The 8,849-nt window shown below is 65.6% G+C and carries 7 protein-coding genes; 6 read left to right on the top strand and 1 reads right to left on the bottom strand.

The features are described from left to right. From ACN6PJ_RS25500 to aspT (ACN6PJ_RS25485), 4 genes are all read left to right on the top strand, one after another. On the top strand, positions 1 to 279 hold a 279-nt coding region (locus tag ACN6PJ_RS25500; RefSeq protein WP_427998576.1), incomplete at its 5' end, for an electron transfer flavoprotein subunit alpha/FixB family protein. Positions 280 to 478: 199 nt separating this feature from the next. Continuing rightward, on the top strand, positions 479 to 2,170 hold the full coding sequence (gene aspT / locus ACN6PJ_RS25495) for an aspartate-alanine antiporter (RefSeq protein WP_427998575.1): 1,692 nt from the start codon (positions 479 to 481) through the stop codon (positions 2,168 to 2,170). A gap of 108 nt (positions 2,171 to 2,278) precedes the next feature. Next, positions 2,279 to 4,111: a bifunctional aspartate transaminase/aspartate 4-decarboxylase gene (locus ACN6PJ_RS25490; protein WP_427998574.1), complete on the top strand. Its 1,833-nt coding sequence runs from the start codon at positions 2,279 to 2,281 to the stop codon at positions 4,109 to 4,111. 24 nt (positions 4,112 to 4,135) lie between these two features. Beyond that, the gene (gene aspT, locus ACN6PJ_RS25485; RefSeq protein WP_427998573.1) at positions 4,136 to 5,836 is read left to right on the top strand and encodes an aspartate-alanine antiporter; all 1,701 of its coding nucleotides are present in this window, start codon (positions 4,136 to 4,138) and stop codon (positions 5,834 to 5,836) included. Here the strand turns inward: aspT (ACN6PJ_RS25485) and ACN6PJ_RS25480 are convergent. Continuing rightward, complete coding sequence (locus ACN6PJ_RS25480) at positions 5,833 to 6,756, bottom strand: LysR substrate-binding domain-containing protein (RefSeq protein ID WP_427998572.1); 924 nt, start codon at positions 6,754 to 6,756, stop codon at positions 5,833 to 5,835. The genes aspT (ACN6PJ_RS25485) and ACN6PJ_RS25480 overlap by 4 nt on opposite strands. Before the next feature lie 97 nt (positions 6,757 to 6,853). Between ACN6PJ_RS25480 and ACN6PJ_RS25475 the strand changes: the two genes are divergently transcribed. Further along, positions 6,854 to 8,059: a CaiB/BaiF CoA transferase family protein gene (locus tag ACN6PJ_RS25475; protein WP_427998571.1), complete on the top strand. Its 1,206-nt coding sequence runs from the start codon at positions 6,854 to 6,856 to the stop codon at positions 8,057 to 8,059. Next, on the top strand, positions 8,056 to 8,823 hold the full coding sequence (locus tag ACN6PJ_RS25470) for an enoyl-CoA hydratase/isomerase family protein (RefSeq protein WP_427998570.1): 768 nt from the start codon (positions 8,056 to 8,058) through the stop codon (positions 8,821 to 8,823). Before ACN6PJ_RS25475 ends, ACN6PJ_RS25470 begins: the two co-directional genes overlap by 4 nt. Positions 8,824 to 8,849: the final 26 nt, after the last annotated feature.

The raw sequence follows: 8,849 nt of genomic DNA, 5'->3' as shown, positions 1-8,849 counted from the left end.
GACAAGCTGGGCGCGGCGCTGGGCGCTTCGCGCGCCGCGGTGGACGCGGGCTACGCGCCTAACGACTGGCAGGTCGGCCAGACCGGCAAGATCGTCGCGCCGCAGCTGTACGTGGCGGTCGGCATCTCGGGCGCCATCCAGCACCTGGCCGGCATGAAGGACTCCAAGGTCATCGTCGCGATCAACAAGGATCCGGAAGCGCCGATCTTCGGCGTGGCCGATTACGGTCTGGTCGGCGATCTGTTCCAGGTCGTGCCGGAACTGACCAACGCACTGTAAAGCCGTCAACGGCCTGCGTTGCCGAAAGCCCGCCAGCGTTCGCGCTGGCGGGCTTTTCCGTTTCTGGAACCTGCCGTCAGGCCCGGTTTGGTTCCGATGCCACAAATCTTTTGATTTATCGAAAGATTCTGATAATGTATTTCGCGCGCGGCTCGATTGGCGAAAGTGCTTGACCTGTACAGAACGAAGGAGATTCGGGATGGAATGGTTCTTTGACACTCTGCGTAAATATCCGGAACTCGCGATATTCCTTACCCTGGGCCTGGGGTATTGGATAGGCGCCAAGAAGATATTCGGATTTAATCTGGGGGCGGTCACCGGCACGCTGCTGGTGGGAGTGCTGGTGGGGCAGTTAAATATCACCATCGCACCGATCGTAAAGCAGGTTTTCTTCCTGCTTTTTCTTTTTGGGCTCGGCTACGGCGTCGGGCCTCAATTCTTCCGCGGCATGAAAAGCGATGGCCTTCCACAGGTCATCTTCGCGGTCATCATTTGCGTCATCTGCCTGCTGGTCACATGGGGCACGGCGGTCGCGTTCGGCTTTGACGCCGGCACCGGCGCCGGCCTGCTGTCGGGCGCGCAGACCATTTCCGCGGTGATGGGGGTGGCTACCGACACGATCAATGGCTTGGGCGTCGACGCGGCAACCAAGAAAAAGTGGATCGACAGCATTCCGGTGGCCTATGCCGTCTGCTACATCTTCGGCACGGTGGGCAGCGCCTGGATCCTGGCGTCGCTGGGGCCGAAGCTGATGCGCGTGGACATCGTGAAGGAATGCCAGGAGTACGAGGCCAAGATGTCCGGTGGCGCCGACTCCATGGAACTGTCGGGCTACCGCAAGTTCACGGCCCGAGCCTACAAGCTCGACCGCCCGGAACTCGTGGGCAAGACAGTGGGTGAGCTGGAGGCCCGCTTCGTCGAGGCCCGGGTGTTCGTCGAACGTATCCGCCGGGGCGACCAGATCCTGGACAGCGATTCCAAGACCGTGCTCCAGGCCGGTGACGTGCTCGGGGTGACCGGCAGGCACGACGCCCTGGTCACGCAAGCTCCCGGAATCATCGGCAGCGAGGTCGAGGACCGCGACGTGATCAACCTGCCCGCCGAGATCGTCGAAGTGGTGCTGACCAACAAGAACATCGCCGGCAAGACGGTGAAGGAAATCGCCGAAAGCGAGGCAGTGCGCGAATTGGGCCGCGGCGTCTTCCTGCGCAAGGTCGTGCGCGGAGGCCATGAAATGCCCGTCAACTGGGGCCTGAAACTGGACCGCGGCGACCGGCTGTTCCTGCTGGGCGCCAAGCGCGACGTGGAACGGGCGGTCGGCAGGGTGGGCTACGTGGATCGCGCCACCGACCAGACCGACATGGTGTTCGTGGGCTTCGGCATCCTGCTGGGAGGCCTGTTCGGGTCCCTGGTGCTCACCGTGGGCGGCATTCCCATCACGCTCTCGACCTCGGGCGGCTCGCTGATCGCCGGCCTGATCTTCGGCTATCTGCGTTCCGTGCATCCCACCTTCGGACGGGTGCCCGAGCCGGTGCACTGGTTCCTGACGTCGGTCGGGCTGACCACCTTCGTGGCGGTGGTCGGCATCTCGTCGGGGCCGGGCTTCGTGCTGGGGTTCCAGCAACTTGGCGCCAAGCTCTTCGTGGCAGGCATCATCGCCACCAGCGTGCCCATGATCCTGGGCGTGTACATCGCCCGCTACGTTTTCAAGTTCCATCCAGCCATCTCGCTGGGCGTCTGCGCAGGCGCCCGGACCACGACGGCGGCCATCGGGCAGATCACCGAAACGGCGAAAAGCCAGGTGCCCGCCCTGGGCTACACAGTGCCTTACGCGATCGGCAATACCCTGCTCATCATCTGGGGGATCGTCATCGTCATGCTCATGACCTAGCGGGCCGCCCGCGGGCCTGCCGGTCCGCGGACAGCACAAGAAGGACGGCGCGCGCATGCCCGCCGTCCTGGCAAGCGCCTGTCACAACGCAACCAGGAGTACTGAATAATGGCTTCCACCGCGCCTCTCTCCATCAGCCTGGCCTCGGCCCTGAAAACGACCCGCTCGCGCCAACGCGATCTTGAACAGCTTTCTCCCTTCGAGCTGAAGGACTACCTGATCACGCTGGCCAAGGACAATCAGCACACCGCCGCGCTGACCATGTTGAATGCGGGCCGCGGCAATCCGAACTGGATCGCCACGGAACCGCGCGACGCGTTTTTCCTGCTGGGCCAGTTCGCGATGAAGGAGGCGCGCCGCGTCCTCGACGAGAACATCCTGGCCGGCATGCCGCCGAAAAAGGGCTGCGCCGACCGCTTGCGCAAGTTCCTGTCCAAGCACAAGGGCCAGGAAGGCCGCGACTTCCTGCTTGGCGTGCTGGAATACGGCGTGAAGATCAAGGGCTTCGACCCCGACTCCTGGATCCATGAGCTGACCGACAGCGTCATCGGCGACAACTATCCCGTGCCGCCGCGCGCCCTGGTCCATCTGGAACAGATCGTGCACGATTACCTGATCAAGGAAATGTGCGACGGCCGCCCGCCCAAGGGCAAATTCGACCTGTTCCCGGTCGAGGGCGGCACGGCCGCCATGTGCTACATCTTCGATTCGCTGATGCAGAACGGGCTGCTCAAGCAGGGCGATACCATCGCGCTGTTCCTGCCGACCTTCACGCCCTACATCGAGATCGCGCACCTGGAGCGTTTCCAGTTCAAGATCGTGGCGATCAATGCCGACAGCATGCGGGCCGACGGCACGCACGACTGGCACTATCCGGCTTCCGAAATCGCCAAGCTGGAGGACCCCAGGATCAAGCTGGCGGTGACGGTGAACCCCAGCAATCCTCCGTCCGTTGCGTTCAGCCCGGTGGAGATGAAGCAGATCGTGCGCCTGATCCGCAAGAACCCGGACCTGGTGCTGGTAACGGACGATGTGTACGGCACCTTCGTCCCGAATTTCCGCTCGCTGATGGCCGAAGTGCCGCACAACACGATCTGCGTGTACTCGTTTTCGAAGAATTTCGGCTGCACGGGGTGGCGTCTGGGGGTGATCGCCACCCATGAGACGAACACGATGGACCGCCGCATCGCCGAGTTGCCGGCGTCCTGGAAGAAGCGCCTGAACAAGCGCTACGGCGCCATGACGATGGAGCCCGAAAAGCTCAAGTTCATCGACCGGATGGTCGCGGACAGCCGCAACGTCGCGCTGAACCACACCGCGGGCCTGTCCCTGCCGCAGCAGGTGCAGATGGGGCTTTTCGCGCTGTCGCACCTGCTCGACCTGAAGGACGACTACAAGCACCTGACCATGAAGATCGTGCGCGACCGGCGCGACGCATTGTGGCGCGGCCTGGGCATCCCCATGCCTCCGGAGGATCCCATGCGCGCGTGGTACTACGTGGAGCTGGACTTCATGGTCTGGGCCAAGATCATGTACGGAGACGGATTCTGCAAGTACATGGTCAGCAACTACGAGCCGGTGGACTTCCTGTTCCGCCTGGCCGAGAAGTCCGGCGTGGTGCTGATGGACGGCGGCGGCTTCGGCGGGCCGCCGTGGTCGATCCGCATTTCGCTGGCCAACCTGGACGACAGCGACTACGCGAAGATCGGCAAGCACATGGTCGAGGCCGCGACCGAATACGTCGAGGCGTGGAAGCATTCCGAGCTGGTGCGGTCGGGCCCCACGGCCGGCAAGGGCCAGAAGATCAAGGCCGCCGCGGCCAAGCGCTCGGCGGGAAGCAAGAAGGCCGGCGCCAGCGTGGCCAGGAAGGCGATCAAGCAGGCGGTCAAGAAGGCGGACCCCGCCGCCAAGTCGGCCAGGAAGGGCGCCGCGCGCAAATAGCCAACCCAAGAGCGACATGACGACATGACTTGCAGCGTCGGGTTTTTCAATAGCGTCCCCATCGCGGTGCTGTTCGTGACGGTGGGATTGGGATACCTGATCGGCAAGCTCAAGGTCGGGCCGATCCAGCTGGGCGGGGTGTGCGGAACGCTCATCGTCGCCCTGCTGATCGGCCAGACCGGATGCCAGATCCGCGGCGAGCTCAAGGAGGTTGCGTTCGCCCTGTTCATTTTCGCGATGGGGTATTCGGGCGGCCCGCAATTCTTCGCCAACCTCAACCGCTCCAGCCTGCGCTATATCCTGTTGCCCATCATCGAGGCCTTGCTGGTGCTGGCGATCGTGCTGGCCGCTGTGCCCTTGTTCGGCCTGGACGCCGGCACGGCGGCAGGGCTGGCGGCGGGAGCGGCGACCGAGTCGGCCGTGGTGGGCACGGCGGCCGAAGCGCTCAAGCACCTGGGGCTGGCCGACGCCGACATCCAGCGCATGGAAGCCAATATCGCCACGGCCTACACGCTGACCTACCTGGTGGGCCTGATCAGCATCGTGTTCTTCACCAGCCAGATCGCGCCGGCGCTGCTGCGCATGAACCTGCGCGAGGCTTCCAAGGCGCTGGAGGAAAAGCTGGGCGTGACGGCGGGGGAAGGCGAGGAAGCCAACATGCCCACGCTGCCTCGGCTGGTCGGCCGCGCCCACGTGGTGAAGGACGTCGATGGCAGGAGCGTGGCCGAGGTGGAGTCGCAGTTGGGCGGGCGCACCGTCATCAGCCGCATCCTGCGCAACGGGGAAGCGGTCGACGCAACGCCCGACTATCTGCTGGCCACGGGCGATGTCGTGGTGGTGCTGGGCATGCGGCGGTTCGCGCTGCGCGCGGGGGCCGTGATCGGCCCCGAGATCCAGTTGCCCGAGGCGCACGTAGACGACCTGCAGTTGCGGGAGCTCGCCGTCATCGTCAACAAGAAGGCGGTCAACGGACATACGATCGGGGAACTGGCCAGGCGGCCGCGGGCGCAGCGCGCGCGCGGCGTCTTCGTGCAGTCCATCGTGCGCTCCGGCCATGCCCTGCCGATCACCCCGTCCACGGTGGTGCAGTACGGCGACCTCGTCACGCTGGTGGGCGCCGAGCCCGAACTCTCGGAAGCCGGCGCGGCCCTGGGCAACGAGTTGCGGCGCAGCGGCGTCACGGATCTGGTGTTCCTGGCCTTCGGCATCCTGGTCGGCCTGATGATCGGCAGCCTGAGCGCGCGGCTCTGGGGCATTCCCGTGTCGCTGGGAAGCGGGGGCGGGGCGCTCGTCAGCGGCCTGGTCTGTGGCTGGATCAACGCCAAGCGGCCCGCGCTGGGCCATATTCCGGACCATGCGGTGCAATTGATCAAGGACCTGGGCCTGGCGATCTTCGTGGCCTGCGTCGGCCTGTCGGCAGGGCCGGAAGCCGTGTCGCTGATCCGCGAGCATGGCGCCGTGCTGCCGCTGATCGGCCTGCTGGTGTCGCTCGGGCCGGCCAGCCTGTCGCTCTGGCTAGGCCACAAGGTCTTGAAGATCGAAGGGCCCCTGCTGGTGGGAGCGATTGCAGGCCAGCATGTGAGCACGCCCGCCATCAGCGCCATCCTGAGCGCAAGCGGCAGCTCGGTGCCGCTGCTCGGCTACACGGTGACGTACGCCATCGCCAACGTGCTGCTGCCGGTGCTGGGGCCGATCATTGTGTCGCTGGCGCATCACCTGGGCTAGTCCAGCAACGCGCAGCCCTGCCACGCCTGATCGTTGATCAGGCGTTTTATTTCATCCTTGCACATCGCCATGACCCGGCTTTGCGCCAACGACGGAGGAAGGCTCTCGCTGGCGCACAGCACCAGTTCGCGCGACAGGCTGCCGTCAAGCGCGTGCGCCACGATCGATCCTTCCGCGATCTCGGGCTGAGCGGCCGAGCAGGGCAGGATGGTGGCGGCCATCGCGCTGCGCACGGCGGGAACCAGGATGGCCGAGGTGCTGGCCTCGGCGAAGAGATTGCAGGTCAGGCCGGCGGTCAGGAAGGCATGGTCCAGCCGCGCACGCAGCGTATTGGGCAGGCTGGGCAGGACCAGCGGCAAGGCGGCGAAATCCTCGATCGTCAAGGTGCGGCGCGGCAGCGCGACGCTGGCGTGGGCCAGCAGGAAGAGGCTTTCCCGCAGGAGCGGCGTGCGCAGCAGCCCCTGCATGGGCTGCTGGTCCGGAGACAGCGAAAAGTCGATGCGCCCCTGCAGGACCAGCTTGGTCAGATCGGCGCTGGGCACGTCGACGATTTCCAGCACCACCGAAGGCAGCTCCGCCTTGGCGCGGCGCATGAGCGGCAAGGCCAGCATGCGCGCGGTGCTGGAAGCCAGCCCGATCGACACTGTGCCGGTGACCTGGTCGGCCGTCTTGGACAACAGGCTGCGGGTGCTGTCGACCTGGCGCAGGATGGTCTGGGCATGCCGGTACAGCAGCAGGCCTTCCGCCGTGGGCTGCACGCCTTTGGCGCCGCGCACCAGCAGCGCGACGCCCAGGCCTTCCTCCAGCAGGGACATCTGCTGGCTGAGCGCGGGCTGCGCCACGTGCAGGCTTTCCGCGGCGCGGGTCATGTTCTGCATTTCCACGACACGGATGAAGTACTTGAGCTGGCGCAGATTCATGGAATAAGAAAAACTTATGGAATGATCGGAAAATAGTATTTTCTCTGCCTCTGAGGCGCTGCCTAGAATGGGTTTCGTATCAGAGGAGAGTGACGAGATGAGTCTGCCATTGGCCGGGCTGAAGGTGCTGGATCTGACCCGGGCGCTCTCCGGGCCTTTCTGCACAATGATTCTGGGAGACCTGGGCGCCGAGGTCGTCAAGGTGGAGCCCATGCCCGCGGGCGAGATGGCGCGGCAATGGGGGCCCTTCGATGATGATATAAGTGTTTATTATCTTAGCGCCAATCGCAGCAAGCAAGGCATAGGCGTCGATTTCCGCAAGCCGGAAGGGCTGGCGCTGCTTCGCAGGATGGCGCTGGCATCCGACATCGTGGTCGAGAACTTCAAGGTCGGCACGATGGACGCGATGGGCCTGGGGTACGCCTCCCTGTCGCAGGAACATCCCGGCCTGATCTTGGCCTCGATTTCAGGCTTCGGCAGCAAGGGGCCGGCCCGCGACTGGGCGGGCTTCGACCAGGTGGCGCAAGGCTATTCCGGTTTCATGAGCCTGACGGGCACGCCGGAATCGGGGCCAACACGGGTCGGCGTCGCCATCGGCGATCTGACCGCGGGAATGTGGCTGGCCATCGGCATCCTGTCCGCCGTCGCGCAGCGGGCGTCGACCGGGCGCGGGCAGCACGTGGAAACGTCCCTGCTGGCCGGGCTCATGGCGCTGCTCAGCGTGCAGGGCCAGCGCTATCTCAGCAAGGAGGAGGTGCCGCAGCCCTGCGGCAACGTGCACCCCGTCATCGCGCCCTATGGCACCTTTGAAACCGCCGATGGGCCGCTCAACCTGGCGCCCGCGACCCAGGCGATGTGGGTCAAGCTCTGCGGCATTCTCGGGCTTTCCCATCTGGTGTCCGACGCGCGCTTCCTCACTAACGCCGAGCGCATGCAGCACCGTTACGAGTTGAAGCTGGAGCTGGAGGCCGGGCTCAAGCGCAAGACGCGCATGGAATGGACGGCGCTGATGATCGAAGGCGGGATTCCCGCCGGACCGATCAACACCCTGGAAGACGTGTTCGCCGATCCGCAGGTGCAGGCCTGCGGGCTGGTGAAGTCGCTGACGCATCCGGTGCTGGGCGAATTGCGGCAGGTGGGCTTGCCGCTGGGCCTGAGCGGCGCGGAAGCGGCAAGCCACCGCGCTCCTCCCGTATTCGGCCAGCACACGCGCGAGGTCTTCGCGCGCTATGGCATGGCGCAAGCCGAGATCGACCGCCTGCTGGCCGACGGCGTGGCGCATCAAGCGGAGGCCGCCGCATGACAACCGCCTCCGAGACGCCCAGCCTGTCCGTCGAGGGGCGCATCGCTACCATCCGCCTGCGCAGGCCTGCCCATGCGAACCGGCTCGGCCCGCAGGACCTGGACGTCCTCCGGGACCACGTGGCCGCGGTGAACGCCAACGATGCGGTGCTGGTGCTGCGCATCGTCTCCGAGGGCAAGTACTTCTGCAGCGGCTACGACATTTCCTCGCTGGCCTCGGACAGCGCGCCCAGTTCGCTCTATTTCGGCCAGACCATGGACCTGATCGAGGCGGCGCGGCCCGTCACGATCGCGGCGGTCCAGGGGGGAGCCTACGGCGGAGGCACCGACCTGTGCCTGGCCTGCGATTTCCGCATCGGCACGCCGCGGGCCGACATGTTCATGCCGGCCACGCGTCTGGGCCTGCATTTTTATGCGGGCGGCATGTCGCGCTACGTGACGCGGCTGGGGCTGGCCCAGGCCAAGCGCCTGTTCCTGACCGCGGAGCGGATCCAGGCCGACGAGATGCTGCGCATCGGCTTCCTGACCGAGCTCGTGCCGGAGGATCGCCTGCAGGGCCGGCTGGACGCGTTGAGCGCCCAGATCGCCGCGATGGCCCCGATACCGCTGTTCGGCGTGAAGGCGCAGCTGAACCGCATCGCGCGGGGAGAGATCGATCTGGCCGGCATCGAACAGGCGGTATTGCGGTCAGAGCAGTCCCGGGACCTGGCCGAGGGCGCGCAGGCCTGGAAGGAGAAGCGCGCGCCGACCTTCACCGGCCGCTGACGCGGCCGGCGCATCCACGGAGGGCC

The organism is Achromobacter sp., assembly GCF_050285585.1.
In the GTDB taxonomy this organism is placed as follows: domain Bacteria; phylum Pseudomonadota; class Gammaproteobacteria; order Burkholderiales; family Burkholderiaceae_B; genus Achromobacter.
This window is presented reverse-complemented; position numbering and strand designations above follow the sequence as displayed.